Annotated in this window: 15 protein-coding genes; 11 read left to right on the top strand and 4 right to left on the bottom strand. The window is 65.2% G+C overall.

From position 1 onward, the window contains the following. Positions 1–229: 229 nt before the first annotated feature. Both ACMGFE_RS00070 and ACMGFE_RS00065 read left to right on the top strand, forming a co-directional pair. Positions 230–889 carry a DUF998 domain-containing protein gene (locus tag ACMGFE_RS00070; protein WP_436922894.1) on the top strand — a complete coding sequence of 220 codons (660 nt, stop codon included), beginning with the start codon at positions 230–232 and terminating at the stop codon, positions 887–889. Positions 890–973: 84 nt separating this feature from the next. Next, on the top strand, positions 974–2,890 hold the full coding sequence (locus tag ACMGFE_RS00065) for a serine hydrolase (protein WP_436922893.1): 1,917 nt from the start codon (positions 974–976) through the stop codon (positions 2,888–2,890). 197 nt (positions 2,891–3,087) lie between these two features. Here the strand turns inward: ACMGFE_RS00065 and ACMGFE_RS00060 are convergent, their stop codons facing one another. Then, positions 3,088–4,488, bottom strand: a complete 1,401-nt coding sequence (locus tag ACMGFE_RS00060) for an FAD-binding oxidoreductase (protein ID WP_436922892.1) — start codon at positions 4,486–4,488, stop codon at positions 3,088–3,090. 147 nt (positions 4,489–4,635) lie between these two features. Here ACMGFE_RS00060 and ACMGFE_RS00055 point away from each other — a divergent pair, with 147 nt between their 5' ends. The 5 genes from ACMGFE_RS00055 to ACMGFE_RS00035 all read left to right on the top strand — a co-directional run bounded on the left by ACMGFE_RS00055 (position 4,636) and on the right by ACMGFE_RS00035 (position 9,811). Continuing rightward, the gene (locus tag ACMGFE_RS00055) at positions 4,636–5,550 is read left to right on the top strand and encodes a helix-turn-helix transcriptional regulator (RefSeq protein ID WP_436922891.1); all 915 of its coding nucleotides are present in this window, start codon (positions 4,636–4,638) and stop codon (positions 5,548–5,550) included. 197 nt (positions 5,551–5,747) lie between these two features. Continuing rightward, entirely contained in the window at positions 5,748–6,401 is a 654-nt protein-coding gene (locus ACMGFE_RS00050) for a ribonuclease HI family protein (protein WP_436922890.1), read from the top strand. A gap of 182 nt (positions 6,402–6,583) precedes the next feature. After that, complete coding sequence (locus ACMGFE_RS00045) at positions 6,584–7,480, top strand: CPBP family intramembrane glutamic endopeptidase (protein ID WP_436922889.1); 897 nt, start codon at positions 6,584–6,586, stop codon at positions 7,478–7,480. A gap of 154 nt (positions 7,481–7,634) precedes the next feature. After that, positions 7,635–8,942: an MFS transporter gene (locus tag ACMGFE_RS00040; RefSeq protein ID WP_436922888.1), complete on the top strand. Its 1,308-nt coding sequence runs from the start codon at positions 7,635–7,637 to the stop codon at positions 8,940–8,942. Then, positions 8,939–9,811: a DUF8173 domain-containing protein gene (locus ACMGFE_RS00035; protein ID WP_436922887.1), complete on the top strand. Its 873-nt coding sequence runs from the start codon at positions 8,939–8,941 to the stop codon at positions 9,809–9,811. The genes ACMGFE_RS00040 and ACMGFE_RS00035 overlap by 4 nt, the downstream gene beginning before the upstream one ends. Positions 9,812–10,183: 372 nt before the next feature. On the opposite strand, the gene ACMGFE_RS00030 is transcribed toward ACMGFE_RS00035, so the two are convergent. Both ACMGFE_RS00030 and ACMGFE_RS00025 read right to left on the bottom strand, forming a co-directional pair. Then, positions 10,184–10,507 carry a DUF7344 domain-containing protein gene (locus tag ACMGFE_RS00030; RefSeq protein ID WP_436922886.1) on the bottom strand — a complete coding sequence of 108 codons (324 nt, stop codon included), beginning with the start codon at positions 10,505–10,507 and terminating at the stop codon, positions 10,184–10,186. 103 nt (positions 10,508–10,610) lie between these two features. Then, entirely contained in the window at positions 10,611–11,249 is a 639-nt protein-coding gene (locus ACMGFE_RS00025) for a helix-turn-helix domain-containing protein (protein ID WP_436922885.1), read from the bottom strand. 376 nt (positions 11,250–11,625) lie between these two features. Here ACMGFE_RS00025 and ACMGFE_RS26050 point away from each other — a divergent pair, with 376 nt between their 5' ends. Beyond that, positions 11,626–11,739 carry a hypothetical protein gene (locus ACMGFE_RS26050; protein ID WP_495849299.1) on the top strand — a complete coding sequence of 38 codons (114 nt, stop codon included), beginning with the start codon at positions 11,626–11,628 and terminating at the stop codon, positions 11,737–11,739. Here the strand turns inward: ACMGFE_RS26050 and ACMGFE_RS00020 are convergent. Then, on the bottom strand, positions 11,736–12,521 hold the full coding sequence (locus ACMGFE_RS00020; RefSeq protein ID WP_436922884.1) for a sulfite exporter TauE/SafE family protein: 786 nt from the start codon (positions 12,519–12,521) through the stop codon (positions 11,736–11,738). The genes ACMGFE_RS26050 and ACMGFE_RS00020 overlap by 4 nt on opposite strands. A 286-nt stretch (positions 12,522–12,807) precedes the next feature. On the opposite strand from ACMGFE_RS00020, the gene ACMGFE_RS00015 reads away from it, so the two are divergent. From ACMGFE_RS00015 to ACMGFE_RS00005, 3 genes are all read left to right on the top strand, one after another. Next, positions 12,808–14,592 (top strand): bifunctional metallophosphatase/5'-nucleotidase, encoded by a 1,785-nt coding sequence (locus ACMGFE_RS00015; RefSeq protein WP_436922883.1) that lies wholly within the window; start codon positions 12,808–12,810, stop codon positions 14,590–14,592. A gap of 61 nt (positions 14,593–14,653) precedes the next feature. Next, the gene (locus ACMGFE_RS00010) at positions 14,654–15,802 is read left to right on the top strand and encodes an MBL fold metallo-hydrolase (RefSeq protein ID WP_436922882.1); all 1,149 of its coding nucleotides are present in this window, start codon (positions 14,654–14,656) and stop codon (positions 15,800–15,802) included. Between the two features lie 223 nt (positions 15,803–16,025). Further along, positions 16,026–17,110: multicopper oxidase family protein (locus tag ACMGFE_RS00005; RefSeq protein ID WP_436922881.1), on the top strand; the 1,085-nt coding region annotated here is incomplete at its 3' end.

Below are 17,110 nucleotides of genomic sequence, written 5' to 3'. Positions count from 1 at the left end.
GCGCTCACAGTACCGGACGCCCCTCGAATATTTCGGCCGTGGTTTCGGTGAGTCGCAAGATAGTGACGGTGTGGTCTCACGCAGTCGAGAGCCCAATAACGCCGCCGTTAGCCACGACAGCTGACCGACAGCCGCAATTTCTCTGGTGGGTATCTTCGAGTAAGGTATTCCCTGCCTGATCCTGCAAGCGATACACAATAGCGTATTGACACCATCGTCCCGGAACGTCGTGAGTCGAGTGACCGCGTACGACCAGTTCGCCCTGACCATCAGAGAGACGCTGTCCAGCGACCGGAAGCTCGCCGGGGTCGTCTTCCTCGCGCTCGCGTCCCAGTTCATGACGGTCATCATGCTCGCAGCAGCGATGGCTCCCGACTACGATTTCGGTGCGGCCGCCATCAGCGACCTCGGAGTCATCCCGGAAACCGCCCTGCTATTCAACGCGTCTCTGGCCGTGGTCGGCGTGCTCAACGTCCTCGGTGGGTATCTCTGCTACCGATCCCACGGCAAGCGCTGGCTGCTGGCCGTCTTTGTGCTCGCCGGGGTCGGGGCGCTCGGAGCCAGCGCGTTCCCGCTCGACACGGGCGGACTCCACTCGCTGTTTGCGCTCGTGGCGTTCGTGTTCTTCAATCTGGAAGCCATCGGGAGTGCGACCTGGCTGTCCGGCACGATGCGCGCGGTGTCGGTTTTCGCCGGTGGTCTCGGACTCGTCTTCATCGTCCTCATGGTCCTCGGGGACGCTGGCAACACGGCCGCGTTCGGTCCGATCAACCACGGCGGGACCGAACGGATGATGGTATACCCCGTGATGATATGGATGATCGCGCTCGCCGGCTATCTGCTCGGTGAATCCAGCCGTCCTGACGCGACCACCCAGCGTAGTGAGTGAACCGTGGAGAGTACGTCACGACCACAGACAACGACCGATGCCACCCCTGGTGACGGGCAGTGCGACACGCACTCTCGACGTAGTGTGCTTCGCGGCCTCGCGGCGACGGGGTCCGCGGCGCTCGCGCTCCAGAACGCATCCGGCAGGGCGAGCGCGACCGAGTCGAACCAGAAGGACCAGTCCGGTGGACCGCTGGCCGATCCGGAGGCCTTCGAGACGTTCCTCGACGGCGTGATGAACGCCCAGCTCGAGGGACACGAGATCCCCGGTGCGACGGTCGCGGTCGTCGACGGTGATTCGACGTTCACGAAGGGATACGGCGTCCGGGACGTCCGGACGGACGCGCCGGTCGAGGCCGAGGAGACGCTCTTTCGCATCGGTTCGACGTCGAAACTCTTCGCGTGGACGGCGGTCGTGCAGGGCGTCGAGGCCGGCCGGCTCGATCTCGAGACCGACGTGAACGAGTACCTCGACGGAATCACGATACCCGACACGTACGACCAGTCCATCACGCTCGACCACCTCGCGACCCATACTGCGGGGTTCGAAGACCGTGCTCGCGGGACGTTCGTCCTGGACGAATCGGATCTCCGGCCGCTCCCGACGATGCTCCGGCACGAACGACCGGCGAGGGTTCGGCCTCCGGGTGAGTTCACTGCGTACTCGAACTACGGGGCCGCGCTTGCCGGTCACGTCGCCGCCTCGACTGCCGGATCGTCGTTCGGCGAGTACGCCGAAGCGGAGATCTTCGAGCCGCTGGGGATGGATCAGAGCACGTTCGACCAGCCCGTCCCGGACGCTATCGACGGCGCGCTATCGAAAGGGTACACGACCTCGAACGGTCGGTACCGCGAGGGCGACTTCGAGTACGTCGGGATGCCGCCAGCCGGTTCGATGACCACAACGGCGACCGACATGGCACAGTTCGTCCGCGCCCACCTGCAGGGTGGAGCGACCACTGCGGGGCGCATCCTCGACCCCGAGTCGACGGCCGCGATGCACGAACGGCGATTCGGCAACGACGACCGACTGAACGGGATGTGCTTCGGGTTCTACGAACTGAGCCGGAACGACGTGCGTATCGTGGGCCACGGCGGCGACACCGAGCAGTTCCACAGCCTGGTGGCCCTGCTCCCGAACCACGGCGTCGGGCTCTTCGTCTCGTACAACAGCCCTGGCGGTATCGAAGCCAGAGACGAACTGCTCGACGCGTTGATCGAGGAGTACTACCCGAACGAGGAGTCCACGCCCCGGCCCGAGGGCGAACCGACCAGGGCGAGCGACGTGACCGGCACCTATCGCGCACTCAGGTCCCCCTACACCACGTCGGAGAAACTGCTGAGCGTGCAGTCGAACGTCGCTGTCACCGTCGACGAACAGGATCGGCTCGTCACGACCGGTCCCGGCGGGTCGACGCAGTGGGTCGAGGTGGAAGCACTGTACTTCGAGGCGGTCGACGGGTCGGACGCCCTCGTCTTCGGGGAGACTGACGGCGAAATAACCCACCTGTTCTTCGACAGCAGACCTCCCTCGGCCTACGAACGGCTCGCTGCTTCCGAGCAACCGACCACGCACGCGGCCATCGCCGGCCTGAGCATCCTGGTCTTTCTCGGAGCAGTCTTCGGATGGACGGCGACGGGTCTCTGGCGACGGTACCGTGGCGGGACGCGAGAACGACCGACCTCGCCGCTGCGGCACACTCGCCGGGTCGCTGGACTCGCAGCGGTGAGCTATCTGGCGTTCGTACTCGGATTTGTCGTCGTGGTGGTGAGCGACCCACGGGCGGCACTCCTCGGGGATCCGCTGCCGTTGCAGGTGGTCTTGCTGTTCCCGCTCGTGGGAGCCCTCGCGAGTGTCGCGACGCTGGTCCTCGCGGGGGTGGCCTGGCGGCGGGGTGTCTGGAGTCGCTCGACACGAATGCAGTTTACCGCGGTCGGCGTCGCTGGCGTCGCCTTCGCGCTCGTACTCGCCTACTGGAATCTCCTGGGATACCAGATGTGACGGCACGACGGTGAGGCTCTTTCCGGGACGTCCCGTCAATCGGGACGACGAGCGAGTACTTGGCGAGAACGTCGAAACAGGACCCTGTTGAACCCCTCGGATGATGAATGGGTTTCAGCAGTCGTGCTGTCGAGATAGCGCGAATGCGAACCTCACTGCTGCGGGTTGAGTGAGACGAAGGCTCCGAACGTCGTTGCTCAGGTAGTGGGCTCGATATTCTGGTTCATCCGGAACAGATTCCCGGGGTCGTACTCGTCTTTGAGTTCGACCAGCCGCTCGTACGCCGGGCCGAACGTCGTCCGCATCATCTCGTCGCCCTCCTCGTGGAAGCCGGGGAAGTTCAGATACACGGACCCGTCGGAGAACTGGCGCATGTCGTCGAGGCAGTCTCGGACCCACTCGACGTTGGCGTCGTCGGTCTCGGGGTCCTCCCAGTTCGCCTCCACTCCGAGGAGGAACGGCGCGTGGCGGCCGGCAAAGGCGCTCTCCTCGATGCCGACGTCCGTAATCGCACCCCCGAGTTGCCAGACGTCGACCGTCGATAGCGGCGACGGAGCGGCCCGAGTCCAGTACGCGATACGGTCGATGGCGGTGTCCGGAAGTCCGTCGAGGTACAGCGACTTCCAGTAGTACCGCATCCCGTCGGGGTAGTCGGCATCGAGGAGTCGCTGGAACGCCGCGTAGGGCTGCGTCCCGCTGAAATCGGCGATCGGGTCAGTGAATTCCCGCAGGGGCGCCAGTTCGGTCTCCCCTTCGTCGGCAGGGCCGGCGTAACAGCCCATGATGGCGAACTTCTGTTCGTGGACCCACTCCGCGGGAAACAGCTCTTCGTCCGGAAGCTCGCCGGCGAACACGAGGGTGCTTATCTCGTCGGGAGCGGTCGCGACGGACTCCCGGTACGCCGAAAGCACCTCGGTCAGCCGGTCACCCGGGTAGAACACGAGGCAGGTCGCTACGTCCGGACCGACGGGGTGCAGCGCGAACTCGAATCCGGTGACGACACCGAAGTTACCACCGCCCCCGCGCACCCCCCAGAACAGGTCGGCGTTCTCGTCGGCGCTGGCCGTCAGATACTCGCCCTCCGCCGTGACCAGATCGACCGAGCGGAGGTTGTCACAGCTCAGGCCGTACTTGCAGCGCAGGTGTCCGATCCCGCCACCGAGCGTCAACCCGGCGACGCCGGTGTCAGAAACGACGCCACCGGGGGTCGCCAGCCCGAACGCCTGTGTCTCGTGGTCGAGGTCTGCCCACGTGGCACCGGCCCGGACCCACGCCGTCCGTCCCGCTGGGTCGACGCGGACGCCGGTCAGCGCCGAGAGGTCGACGACGAGCCCTCCGTCGCAGACGGCCGTGCCGGCGACGTTGTGCCCGCCGCCACGCACCGCCACGAGGAGGTCGTTCTCGCGGGCGAAGTTCACGGCACTGATAACGTCCGCGACACCCGCACACCGGGCGATGGCCCCCGGTCGTTTGTCGATCATCCCGTTCCAGACGGCGCGGGCGTCGTCGTAGTCGGGGTCGTCGGGTCGGATCAGGTCACCGTGGAATCCGGCTTCGAACTGTTCGAGCGGTTCGTCGTCGATTTCGTGCGTTCCCATACCATATCTACGGGCTGATCAGGTGTTGGCCTCTCCTACCGAACAGGATTCGACGACGTGAACAGCGTCTCAGCGCGTGAGACGCGTTTCAATTCACGGCAGGAAGAGTTACGATCTGTCCGCTCGTATCTTCGTCGAAGAACGATCATGGAGCCCCACGAAGACGGAACGGACTCCGGGGACTCGACGCAGCAACCGGGCTCACCGGTCCTGGAGGCGCTCCTGGAGAACGAGCGGAACAGGCAGTCCCTCGGCCAGCGGCTGCACGCGGCGGGCGAGCGCGTCGACACGGACCGGCTCGGCGACGTCGTCAGGCACGGGCCGGTACTGGAAGCGCTTCGGCAGGAACCACTCGACCGCGGAGAGATCGAGGAGCGTCTCGACGTCTCGCGGGCGACGAGCCATCGCTTCACCCGGTGGCTCGACGAGCAGGGGTTCGTCGAGAAGGTGGACGGCCGGTTCCAGTTGACCGGACGCGGTGAGGCTGTCGCCGACGAGGTGCTCCGGTTCGAGGCGAACGTGCGAACCGTCGATCGGATGGCGCCGCTCCTGGACAGCATCTGTGAAGACCACCAGGAGTTCGTCGTCGAACCGTTCGTCGACGCGACGGTCACCGTCGCCGAGCCGGACGACCCGTACCGGCCGGTCGAGCGGTTCGTCTCGCTGGTGGAGGGAACGGACACCTTCCGCGGATTCAACACGACGCACATGGCACCGCTCGTCCCGGGAGCGTTCCACCAGCGGGTGTTCGACAGAACCGACACCGAGATCATCTACCTGCCCCACATCGTCGAGAAACTCTTCGAGACGTATCCGACACAGGCCACCGAGGCAGTCGAGAGCGGCCACCTGACGCTTCGGACCCGCGACGAGCTTCCCTACGGACTCGCCATCTTCGACGAGCGCGTGGGAATCGGTGGATACGACGAGTCGACTGGCGTCATGGAAGTGTTTGCCGACACGGACTCACCCATCGCCCGGGAGTGGGCCGAGCGCGTCTACGCGTCGGTCAGAGCCGACTCCGAACCGCTCGCCGACGACCGAATCGATTCGATCCGCTGAGAGGGTCTCGCCGGGTGCGTCAGGCGTCGCGGGTTCCGAAGGCCGACTGATTCAAAACGGTCCGCTAGCGGCATCACCTGAAGGGGTTATCCCGCTCGCCCACCGAGGACCGGTATGCAGTGGTGTGAGAAGCCAGCGAGATCGTCCGGGAGCGAGGGTGTGCGGGCCCGGGACCGACGCCCGGAGGGGGAGGTGGCGTGACCGACGACCCCCTCCCGACCGAACACCTCTCGCCGCTCGCCGCGCTCGTCGACGAGGTACTCGCGGGCGTCGGTTACGAGGTGGCGGCCGCCACCGACGCCATCGACGACGCCGTCCCCGGCTACGGCGGCCTCTTCGACCCCGGGACCACCCCGTCCGAGTTACGTCGCGCGCTCGAAACCCTGCTGGAGTCGGGACTCACCCGACCATCCGTCCCCGAGCCGACGGGAGACGCGTTCGTCCTCTACGTCGACGGCAGTTCACGCGGCAACCCCGGCCCCGCGGGGGCGGGCGCGGTCATCCTGGACGGAGCGGAGGACGAACTCGCCCGTCTCGGCCGCCCCGTCGGCTCCCGGACGGGGAACAACACCGTCGAGTACGTCGCCCTCCAGCTCGGCCTCGCCGAACTGCTGGCTCGCTACGAGCCGCGCAGGCTGGAAGTCCGCATCGATTCGATGACGGTCATCCGGGACGTCTGGGGCGGCGAGGACCCGACGGAACCGGGCGTCGAGACGTACAGTGAGGCAATCACGGCGGCGCTGTCGGCCGTTCCGGCACACCGGTACACGCATCTGGCCGACAGCGACCCGAACCCCGCCGACGCACTGGCGACAGTCGGCGCCGATATCGCCACCCTGGGGCCTGGATAGGAGCCTCACGGCGCTTCGAATCCGAATCCACGTCAGTCACTCTACGGAACCCCGAACGACCTCTACGGAGAGCGACCCGATCTGCCACCGAAGGAGAGGCACTCAGCCCGCTCGACGGCCCGTTCCGGGCTCGGTTTCGGCGGGACCACCGTTAAATGCGGTCTCTGTCACATCCGTTGGTAATGAGCTCCGGTATCCGCCCGTGGATCGATCGGCATCGCCTACTGAGTTTCGTCGCGATCGCGTACGCGTTCACCTGGACGATCCAGGGCGCGCTCGCGTATTCGGGCATGGAAGCCTCCTGGACGCACTCCATCCTGATCGGCTTCGGCGGGTTCGGTCCGCCGATCGGCGCGGCGGTCGTCATCTGGGCCTCCGGTGGCAGCCTCCGCACCTGGGTCGGCCAGATGTTCAAATGGCGGATCGGTGCAAAGTGGTGGGCGATCGCGCTCGGACTCCCGTTCGCTATCCTCTCGCTCGGCGTCCTGCTGTTCGTCGTCGCCGGTGGTCCGGTCGACCTCACCGAGTTCGAATCACCGTTCATCTACCTGTTCGCGATGGCGTGGGGAACCGTGTGGGGAGGCGGCCAAGAAGACCTCGGGTGGCGTGGCTTCATGCTGCCGCTTCTCCAGGATTCCTACAGCGCGCTGGCGTCGAGTGCCATCGTGGGCGCTGCGTGGGCCGCCTGGCACCTTCCGCTGTTCGTGAACGCGACGACCACCCACGGCGGCTGGCCGCTCTCCCAGCAACTCCTCTGGCTGGTCTCCATCTTCGCCGGGTCTATCCTGTGGACGTGGATGTACAACAGCACTGGCGGGAGCGTCCTCGCCGTGGCGGTGTTTCACGCCGGCGTAAACGCCATGGGGATCTTCCACCCCGCCGACCAGGACGCGCTCATCCCTGACGGTGTGCCAGACCCCTGGTTGAACCTGCTCGCCGAAGTCACGGGCGCGCTTCCGCTCGTACTGGTCGCGGTCCTCCTGGTCGTCGTCTACGGCGCGGACCGCCTCTCGAATCGCGACCCGCCGAGCCCACAGGACGCCGGCCTCCCACCGAAGGGCTCAGAAGCCGTCGAGTGAGCACGCACTACCGCAGCACGCCCATCGAGTTCCGAGGAGTTCCGGCTCGAACCAACGGCACCTCCACACCGTGGACGCAGTGACGGCGTGTTCGACTGCCGCCGACACCGCATTTAAAGGCAATCCGGGTTCACGACAGGGCAAGACGGCTCAAATGGAGCTCAGCACCTACGTTCGGGACCGCCAGTGGACGACGGTGGCCGGATACGGCCTCTTCGTCGCGCTGATGGTCGCCGGGTACTACTACAACATCACGTTCGTCCAGCTGGGACTCATCGATCTCGGGACCCGGCTCGTCGGGATGTCCGAGACTGCCGTCTCGACGTGGATGGCGGCGCTCGCGCTCGTGACGCTCCTCGTCGCGGCCGTGACCGGCGTGACGATGGACCGCCGCGGCTGGAGCAGGGACCTCCGAACGAAGTTCCGACTCCTGTTCGGCGTCGTCTGCGTCCAGTTCGCGCTCACGCTGGTCGCCCCGATGGTTCGGACCGTTCCCGGGTTCGGCGCGTGGATCGTCCTGGCGTCGATCGGGCTCGGGGTCGGGTTTCCCGTCTCGTTCTCGCTCGCGATCGACCTCGTTCCGGTGCCTGACCGAGGGTACGTCGCCGCGGCGATCACGGCGATCGCGTACTTCGTGGCGAACGCGATCCCGCTGTCGTGGTCGATCGACGTCTTCAGTCGCCTGCTGGTCGCCGCGATGGCGCCGGGCATCGTCGTGCTCGCGGTCCTGTCGTTCGTCAGCTTCGACCGTCTCGACGCGATCCGCGACGCGCTCGGGGCCCAACACGAGACCTACGGCACGGGGCGGTTCTGTCACGGGGAGCCGGTCCGGGCACGGAGTCTCGCCTTCGTCGTCCCGGTCGTCTTGATGTTCGGCGTGTTCTTCGTCGACAGTCTCGGGTTTCTCCGGATCATCGACACGCCATCGCTCCTCCTCAGTTCGTGGCAGTCGCCGGACCTCTCGACGCGGCTGTTCATCGCCGTCGCACACGTCGTCGGCGCGGTGATGGCCGGCGCCATCTACGCGAACTACTCGCTCTCGCGTATCTTCCTCTGGACGTTCGCGCTGTTCGCCCTGACCCACGTCATGTACACGTCCGACCTGCGATTCGCCGCGGTGTTCCCGTCCATAGCCGGCGACGGAACCTCCCCCCTGAATCCCGCCCTGTACGCGGTCGCCGTGAGCTTCTACACGACGCTGAACTTCGCGCTCTGGCCCGACCTCTCCACGCCGGAGACGATCGGCACTCACTCCGCGATCGGCATCGGCGTCGCCGGGTGGCTCGCCACGTTCTCGAGCACCGCGCTGGCGCTGTACTTCCAGGCGGCCGAACTCACACTCCTCTCACACCTGAACGTGGTGCAGGCGCTCTCCCTGCTCCTCTTGTTCGGGCTCGCCGTCGGTCTGTACGCCAGACGGATGATCGAACTCGCTCGCGGGAACGGGGGTGCGAGCGCGTGAGTCCGACGGAAGCCATCCCGCTCCTCGTCGTCGTCCTCCTCATGATCTCCATCGGGGGCGGCGACGTCCAGGAGATGTCCGTGACGTTCCAGGGTGACAGCGCCGTCGACTCGCTCGCGGACGTCCACGTCGTCGCCGGCGGGGTCACCACCGTCCCCGGGGACGCGGCTGTCGACGGCGACCTCTACGTGATCGGTGGCACCGCTGTCGTCGAGGGCACCGTCGACGGGGGCGTGACGCTCCTCAACGGGAATCTCTCGGTAACTGACGGCGCGACCGTGACCGGAACCGTCCAGACGTATTCGGGGTCCGCTACGGTCAGCTCCGGGGCGTCGGTCGGGCGCGTCTCGCAATTCGAGGCGCCCACCCCGTCGAGTTCGCCCGCACAGCAGATCGGGGGGTTCCTCCTGCAGTTCCTCGTCCTCGGTGCGTTCGGGTGGTGGCTCGTCGAGCGCCACCCGCACCTCGTCGGCAACGTCGGCGCAGCCATCACCGAACACGCGCTGGTCAGCGCTGTCGTCGGCAGCCTCGGCGCGACGACCCTCCTCGTGCTCTTCGTCTACATGGCGTTCACCCTCGTCTTGCTCCCGGTCGCGCTCGTCGGGCTATTCGCCGAGTTCCTCGTCGTCCTGTACGGCCAGACCGTATTCGGCTACCTCGTCGGGACTCGGCTCCCGATCGAGCACGACGGCGTCGCGACGATCGCGGGGATCGCTGCGTTCCTGCTCGCCCTCGAACTCCTCGGACTCGTGCCGTACCTCGGCGGGATCGCCCAGCTCGCCGTCGCAGCCGTCGGGTTCGGCGCCGTCCTGAACACGTACTTCGGCCTCCAGCGCTTCGAGCCGATCACCATTCCAGGGGGAACCTAGCGGCGTACGCGCCACGCCACGACCGGAGCGCTCCCCGAATCGAGGTGTCCGAGCGATGTCGACGTCACCTGAAGCGAGGAACCCGTGCTACGTTCGCGCTCTGTCGCCATCACGGGATTTTTGAATCACACCACGACCTACGATTCATCTGGGGGAGGGAGTTCCCGCCTCGACGTCCTCACTGGCGAGTCTCGTCGTGCTCACCTTCCCACGAGACGGCTTACCCGTCGGTCTGAATCGTCGTCTCGGTCCCGTTGTGTTCGAACTCCGTTTCGCCACACGACGGACACGCATCCTCGAGGGGGACGAACGTCCCGTCTTCGTTCACAGCCGTACTGAACTCCCCGCAGGACCTGCACATTACCATCTCCATTACTCCAGTCCCTCCGCGACGAGTGCCCACTCCCCGATGTTCCGTTCTCGATACCGAACGGTCTGGGTTCGGGCGTCGTAGTCGATGAGCCCTGTATCATTCAACTTCGGGAGCCCCGCGTGGTGAAGCCGCAGTTGGACCTGTTCACGCGTTCGGCTGTCGGACTGGCGTGCCGCCACGTAGTCGGTCAGGCCCTCGAGCGACGCTGTCTGCGTGGTCGACGTCTCGAAGTACGCGAGGACGGCACGTCTAGTCTCGGTTGCAAGTGCTGAACAGAGACGGTCGATTGTGGCTGAGTCGGCGGTCGTATCGGCGGGGGGCATGGACATGGTGGTTCGTCCCACCGTAGTGTACTGCATCCGGTAACGGCGTTCATTGTGTTCACAACCAGTTTATATGAGCCGGGGCGTCGATTAGAGGGGTCAGCTACAGCAGTATCTTTTCGAGGACCTGCTTGTTGCCCCGGCGGATGCGGTTGGACAGGGCCTGCTGGGAGATACCGAGGTCCCTGGCGAGGTCGTCCAGAGTCACTTCGCTCGGGGTGTCGTAGTACCCGCGCCGAAGTGCGAGGACGAGCGCTTCGCGCTGTTCGGTGGAGAGACCGAACTGCTGGGCGACGTCAGACCGCTCGGTGAGGGTGTAGCTGCGCTCGATAGTGATGGGAATGTCTTGTTCCATACAGTAGTTGTAGAACTGTGACACCTTGTCGTGGGTGGGAAAGCGCAGTCGGAACGTCCAGCCACCGTTTCCGTAGGCTTCGAGCACCGCGGCGTCGCTCGCTTCGAACGCCTCGAGTACGTCTTGCTGGCCGGGCTTCCAGTCCATCCGGTACAGCACCCATTTATCCATCCGATCGAGCGCCGTGAACGAGGCGACGTGTTCGCTGTCGCTGACCTGCTGTTCGAACGCTTCGTGGTCCTCACTTTGCACCCACAGGAACGGGATGAGCGCGCCTCCGGTCGGGACGATGCGTTCGAGCTCGACGTGCATGTCGGGCGGGTCCGCGAGCACCTGACCCAGCAGGAACTCCTCGTCGGCGAGGGTGAACTCCACGATGACACTCATAGTAAGCTTCGGTACGTCTCCCAGTCGGGTAGACGTGACGCCGCCTACCGATCAGTTCGTCTGCTGCACCGACCGATCGACGCTCGTGCCGTCTGGACTGCGGTTCGTCCGAGCCTGAGCGGTCGAGTGTCGGACGGTTCCGGAGGCCAATCATCGTTTGATGGTTTCAACGGGGCCCGCAGATCCAGGACTGCGTGGGACAGCGGTCGTGGATGATACACCTGAGACGAACGATACACCTGCATCACCGTTCTCACCACGGGTGCGATACCAGACGGCCGAAAAAAGCGGACTGTGCCCTCCGCAAAGTCCACCGGTCGCCGTATGTTGAGAGCGAGTTCCGTCGTACTCGCCGGCCTCGCAGGCTGTCTGTCCGATCCCAGGCCGTCGGATCCACGGAAAACGTGAGCGCCACGATGCCGATCACAGCCAGGTCTGTGCCGCGGTCCTCCGGGAATGCGCCGAGAGCTGCCGGTTCACGGTGAGCTAGAGTTCCGGAAGCGCCGTGAACAGGAGGACGAACGCGTTCACGGTCAGCAGTATCAGCACGACCCACTGGAAGATCCGCTCGGGGATGTGGTCGAAGATGTACACGCCGACCCAGGCACCGAGGAACACCATCGGAATGGCGATGGCAGCCTCGGTCATCAGTGGCGTCGTCACGGCTCCCGTATACGTGAGACTCCCGAGGCGATACAGCATGAGCGTCCCGAAGAAGGCGGTGAACGTCGCCTTCATTTCTTCGTCGCTCCAGAACCCGCTCGCCGACATGAAGGCCCCGTAGACGATCATCGGCGGGCCGGGGACGGCGACGGCGCCGCCGAAAATCCCCGCGAGGAGACCAGCCGTCGCGCCGATAACCTTTCCCGGGCGGTAGTCTCGCGCTTCGATCCAGTCCGTGACGACGTCGAGTTGCTGGGTCGCACCGACGATGATGACCGCTAACACGAGGACGACCCCGATGGCGACGCGCATCTGAGCTTCGTCGAACTGACTGAACACGTAGATGCCAAGCGGCATCCCGACGACGAGTCCGCCGACAGGAACGATCCACTTGCGCCAGTCGAACGCGTCCCGGACGCTCCACCAGACGCGGGCGTTGCTCACCACCGCCGTCGCCGTGAAGATGATCGACGCACTCGATGGCGACCGAAACAGCGGCATCAGGCCCATCGAAACCTGCGCGAACCCGAAACCAGCGATCCCATGAACGACGGACGCGACGAGGATGACGACCGCGGACAACCCAGTCGTTACCCAGTTACTCGTCATCGAAACCGCCTCCTGTGCCATGGTAGAGCACGCATCTGTCTGGCCGTTACTACGACTGCATCACTTAGTGCACTTTTCACTATGAAGAGTAAGCGAAAACCCGAACTGTGTTTCGCATCTGGGGCGGAAAGCCGATTCAAATTCACTATCGTACCCGACTGTAGTTCACACGACGCGGTTGAATGCGGCCTCTCCGTTCTAGCGCTCTTCGATAGTCATGTGTGGTCTTTAGAATTGCAACCACAACTCATGAACACTCGGCGTCCGTAGCTACAGTCGCGTCACGATGAACGGGAATGAAACGGCCATAGGCGAGTGGCGCTCCCTCGGCGATGTCCCCGTCAGCCGCGGCGACGACGATCCCGACGTGGTCTTCGCACACGTCAGTGACCTCCATGGACAGTTGACACCGCGCCACCAGGTCTATTACGACAACGCCACGTCCGGTCCGGCGTTGGACTTCGGCGAAGACGACCGAGTCATCCAGCGCGCGGGTGGCGTCCCGATTCTGGCAGCGAAACTCGACGAACTCCGCGAGAACCACGACGTCTGTACGCTGATGAGCGGCGACACGTTCCACGGGTCGGCCATCACGACCTACACCGACGGGGAGGCGATGCTCGATCCCATCAACGAGTTCGTCGACCCGGCCGTCTACGTTCCCGGCAACTGGGACTACTCGAACGAAGCCGCCGAGGAGGGCAACTTCGTGGAACTGATGGACGCACTCGACGCGCCAGTCCTCGCGAACAACCTCTACGATCAGGAGACCGACGAGCGGTTGTACGACGGGTACAGCGTCCTCGAAGTCGGGGGGCTCTCTGTGGGCGTCGTCGGGATGACGAACGTCTACGTCGACCGGATGGCACCCGCGTTCTACGAGGGGAAGTACCGCTTCGGCAAACACCCCGCACTCCTCGAAGAGTCCGCACAGGCCGCCCGCGAAGACGGTGCGGACGTCGTGGTCGCGGTCACCGAGATCGGCCTCCCGTGGATGGTCCAGGCCGCCAAGGACTGTGCGAGCGTGGACGTGATGTTCAGCGCGCACACTCACGAGTACACCTACGACCCCATCGTCGTCGAGGAGACCGAAACAGTCGTCGTCGAGTCCGGCATGGGCGAGGCGCTCGGCCGTGTTGACCTCCGCGTCCAGGACGGCGAAGTGCAGTTCCGTCATCACCTCTACTGCCTGACCGAGGACGGCGAACACACGCCGGAACCGGACGCCGATGCGGAGGAGACAGTCGACGCCGTCCGTGGACCCTTCTTCGAGGACGACCCGGGATTCGAGCGAGGGGCCGGCACGCTCGCCCGTCCGCTGGATACGGTCGTCGGCCGGACGGAACAGTCGCTCTATCGGCAGTCGTTCCTCGAGAGCGCGTGGAACACGCTGTTCAACGACGCGCTGCAGGCGCACTTCGACACAGATCTGGCCGTCTCACACGGGTTCCGGTACGGGACGGCCATCCCGCCCGGAGAGATCACGCTCGGAGAGCTATACACGTTCTTCCCGATGGCGACGCCCGTCGCCCGCGGTGTCGCCTACGGTCAGCAGCTCACGAACCACGTGGAAGAGTTCCTCGAGGACAACTTCACGCCGTATCCCTACGACCAGGAGGACGGCCGCGTCCGGAGCTTCTCATCGAACGTCGAGGTGACCGTCGACCCAACGGCCAAGCGCGGCCGTCGCCTCGTCGAGATGCAAATCGACGGCGAAACGGTCGACCCGGAGGAGACGTACTCGGTGGCGACCTACCGCCGGCCCGGCGACCCCGAACGCGACCTCGGCAACTGCGGGTTCCCGTTCCAGGACGTCGAGGTCGACGACGGGACGATACCGGTCGACGTCATCGTCGAGTATCTCGAGGAATACTCGCCCGTGGACTACGAGGTGATGGGACTGGTCGAGACCGCAGACGACGGTGGTCGAGCCCAGAATACGCCCGCCGACGGGCCCTATCCGTTCATCCAGCCCGGCGTCGACTACGCGGCCGGCGAGGCCTACTGCGAGACGTCCATGATTCCACGCAGGAACACGTTTCCCGACGAAGGGCGTAATCGAACGCGCTAGGCGACGGCGAACGCGACAGATCCGACGAACGGTGAACGCGACACCACACAGGTGAGATACGATGGTCAAGAACATCACTGCGGACGAGCTCGCGGAGAAGATCGACGCCGACGAACAGTTCACGCTCATCGATGTGCGTCCCGAAGACAGCTTCGAGGCCTGGCACGTACGCGACGCGGAGAACGTCCCGTACGACCCCGACGAGGGCCTGAGCGAGGACCAGCTGAACGAGGTGAACGCGCTGGTCGACGGCCGGCCGGTCGTCGCTATCTGCGGGAAGGGTCTGACGTCGACGCCGTTCGCGTTCGAGCTGGACGAGCACGGCTACGACGATGTCTCGGTCGTCACTGGCGGGATGGAGGAGTGGAGCAAACGCTACGAGGTCGTCCCCATCGAGACGTCCAGCGACGACCTCGTCGTTCGGCAGGTCCAGCGCCGAGCGAAGGGCTGTCTCGGCTATCTCGTCGGCTCGAAAGAGGCCGAAGCGGCCGTCGTGGTCGACGCGACCAGACAGGCCGACCGGTTCAAAGTCGCTGCCCAGGACGCTGGGCTCTCGGTAACGCGCGTGCTCGATACGCACGTCCACGCCGACCACATCTCGGGCAGCCCGGCGCTCGCCGACGAGGTCGGCGTGCCCTACCACCTCGGCGACGCAGCCAGCGAGCGCGGTGTCGAGTACGAATACGACCCGCTATCTGATGGAGACGTCATCGAGGTCGGTGACGTCGAAATCGAGGCGTTTCACACGCCCGGGCACACCTCGGAGATGATGAACTACCTCGTCGACGGCGAACTCCTGTTGACGGGCGATACGCTGTTCGTCGACTCCGTCGGGCGGACCGAACTCCAGTTCGGCGAGGACGACGCCTCCCGTGGAGCGGAACTGCTGTACGACTCGCTCCACGAGACGATCCTCGACCTCCCCGACGACACGACGATCCTGCCGGGACATCTCACCGTCACGAGCGACGGGCGCTACGAGAACGGCTCGCCAGGTTCTCCCCTCGAAGCTCGGCTCGGAAATCTCCGCGAAGAACTCGACTTCCTCGGGCTCGACCGCGAAACGTTCGTCGAGCGACTGACCGAGGACGCTCCGGAGAAGCCACCGAACTACGAGACAGTTATCGCCATCAACACCGGGAACGAGACCGTCGACGACGAGGGCGACGCGACAGAACTCGAACTGGGACCGAACAACTGTGCCGCCTAGAGAACAGAGCCCGCTCTCCCGCCGCAGGCTCCTCCAGCTGGCGGGGGCGACCACCTTCGGAGCGCTCGCGGGCTGTGCCAGTCAGCTGCCGGGCAACGACGATGGCGGTGATCGCGAGGTGACGCCCCGCTCGACAGTCACGTCCGAGCCAGATACGTCAGTCGACCTCACCGCGGCGTCCGGGACCATTCGACCAGCCCCCGGTACGTCGACGACCAACTGGATGTACGAAGGCCAATTCCCGGGACCGGAGCTACGCGTTCAGGAAGGAGACGTACTCAGCGTCGAAGTGGCCAACGATCTCCAGGCGGAGACGACGATTCACTGGCACGGGGTTCCCGTCCCGAACCCGGTCGATGGGGTGCCGAACGTAACGCAGGACCCGATCGCTTCCGGCGATACGTTCACGTACACGTTCCGTGCCGAACCCGCCGGGACGTACTTCTACCACAGTCACGTCGGGCTCCAGCTCGACCGTGGATTGCTCGGCCCCCTTATCGTCGAAGAACGTGAGCCACACGTCGAGTACGATCGCGAGTACGTCGTCGTGGTCGACGATTACCTCCCTGGAGAGCCGGAACTCCCTTCGGACGGGGGAATGGGTGGAGGTGGAGGTGGAGGAGGCGGCGGTGGTGGTGGAGGAGGCGGTGGTGGTGGTGGCGGAAGGGGCGATGGTGGGAGGGATGGGGGAGGCGGTATGATGGGAGACGTCCGGCCGCCATACGACGGGCTCCTGATCAACGGTCGATTGCCCGAGAACCCCCAGACGTTCGACGTCACAGAGGGCGAGCGGATTCGCTTCCGGTTCGTGAACGCCGCCAGCGCGACAGTTTTCGGTGTCCGGATCGCCGGCCACGACATGACAGTGACTCACGCCGATGGGCGACCTGTCGAACCCGTCGACGCAGACTCGTTCGTCTTCGGTGCCGGCGAGCGGTACGACGTCGTGGTCGAAGCGACGAATCCGGGCACGTGGGCCGTTCAAGCGGACCCTGTCGACGGGAACGAACCACCAGCGAGGGCTGTCCTCGAGTACGAGTCGGCGGGCGGAGAGCGCCCACAGCCCCCGTCGTCGGCCAGTAACCAACTACAGTACGGAGACTTGCGGGCCATCTCCTCGCTCGACGGGGTGAGTGGAGATCCGGATCGAACGTTCGACCTGACGCTCTCACGGGACAGGGACCAGTCCTACACGTGGACGATAGACGGGCAGGCCTACCCGGACGCCGATCCGCTACAGATTCGGCCCGGGGAACACGTCCGGATTCGGATGACCAATCAGAGCCCAGTCGTTCACCCGATGCACCT

Origin of the sequence: Halosimplex amylolyticum, from assembly GCF_051414035.1 — an archaeon.
GTDB classification, from domain to species: domain Archaea; phylum Halobacteriota; class Halobacteria; order Halobacteriales; family Haloarculaceae; genus Halosimplex; species Halosimplex amylolyticum.
Note: the sequence above shows the minus strand (reverse complement) of the source record. Positions and strands in the feature narration are given on the sequence as shown.

Coding starts and splice junctions, on each gene's coding strand:
- ACMGFE_RS00060 (WP_436922892.1), bottom strand. CDS start 4,488: ATGGGAACGCACGAAATCGACGACGAACCGCTCGAACAGTTCGAAGCC.
- ACMGFE_RS00055 (WP_436922891.1), top strand. CDS start 4,636: ATGGAGCCCCACGAAGACGGAACGGACTCCGGGGACTCGACGCAGCAA.
- ACMGFE_RS00045 (WP_436922889.1), top strand. CDS start 6,584: ATGAGCTCCGGTATCCGCCCGTGGATCGATCGGCATCGCCTACTGAGT.
- ACMGFE_RS00040 (WP_436922888.1), top strand. CDS start 7,635: ATGGAGCTCAGCACCTACGTTCGGGACCGCCAGTGGACGACGGTGGCC.
- ACMGFE_RS00030 (WP_436922886.1), bottom strand. CDS start 10,507: ATGCCCCCCGCCGATACGACCGCCGACTCAGCCACAATCGACCGTCTC.
- ACMGFE_RS00025 (WP_436922885.1), bottom strand. CDS start 11,249: ATGAGTGTCATCGTGGAGTTCACCCTCGCCGACGAGGAGTTCCTGCTG.
- ACMGFE_RS00020 (WP_436922884.1), bottom strand. CDS start 12,521: ATGACGAGTAACTGGGTAACGACTGGGTTGTCCGCGGTCGTCATCCTC.
- ACMGFE_RS00015 (WP_436922883.1), top strand. CDS start 12,808: ATGAACGGGAATGAAACGGCCATAGGCGAGTGGCGCTCCCTCGGCGAT.
- ACMGFE_RS00010 (WP_436922882.1), top strand. CDS start 14,654: ATGGTCAAGAACATCACTGCGGACGAGCTCGCGGAGAAGATCGACGCC.